General features: G+C 50.9%; 1 protein-coding gene and 1 pseudogene. Both read right to left on the reverse strand.

The window, feature by feature from the left end; translation table 11 throughout:
• Nucleotides 1–433, reverse strand: a pseudogene (locus tag HW443_RS12060) (2-isopropylmalate synthase); the annotation flags it as partial.
• 182 nt (nt 434–615) lie between these two features.
• A partial coding sequence (locus tag HW443_RS12065; protein WP_176238311.1) for a histidine phosphatase family protein occupies nt 616–874 on the reverse strand: 259 nt, incomplete at its 5' end.

Genomic DNA, 874 nt, shown 5'->3' on the forward strand with positions numbered 1-874 from the left:
GGGTGGCATCCATGGCCGAAAATTCTACATCCTCGGTGAAGCTCCTGGCCAGAGAGACTGCCCTCCTGGCAATTTCCAGAACTTCCCCTCTCTCCTTGCGGAGCTGATGTTTAAGATGGATATCAGAGGTGGCGATGAAGGTATGGATGCGGGGACGCTCAGCGTACTGTACTGCCTCCCAGGCTCTCCGGATATCTGCTTCCACTGCCCGGGCCAGCCCGGCAATGACGGGCCCTTTGACCTTCCTGGCAATCTCGGCCACGCTCTGGAAATCTCCTTCCGAAGATATGGGAAAGCCAGCCTCAATGACATCCACCTTAAGTCTGGCCAACTGCTGGGCAATTTGAAGCTTCTCCTTAGGATTAAGATGTATCCGGGGAGCCTGTTCCCCATCTCTTAGAGTAGTATCAAAGATATAAATTTTTCCAGGCATATTTTCCTCCGAAGCCCGTATTTATGGGCGTTGAAATCTGAACTGGGTATAGACAGGACGACAGGTGGTTGGAGAGACCTGGCGAAGAAGTAGTCATCTGGCTGGTGGCTGGTCGCCCTGTCTCGCTCCAGCCGCCAGCCCCTTAAGGGCGAGCTTCAGCCAGGAAATTATGATTCCATACATCATAGGGCACCTTCAGCAGTAGAATCGACGATCCCGCCCAGGTGGCAGGTGTCGTTGACCAACATAATCATGAAATTGTTACGGTCCAAAACGTCGATAATATTAATACAGCCGTTTCCTTGTTTGAACTTCCAGAAACTGGAGAGTTCCAGACCAAGGAAGTGGCACAGAAGAACCTTATTTACCGCATCATGAGCGCAGATTTGAATGGTCTCACCCCCATTGTTCTCAATTATTTCCTCAATCACCCCTACTGAT

It is taken from the genome of Candidatus Hakubella thermalkaliphila (assembly GCF_013281975.1).
Taxonomy (GTDB): Bacteria; Actinomycetota; Humimicrobiia; order Hakubellales; family Hakubellaceae; genus Hakubella; species Hakubella thermalkaliphila.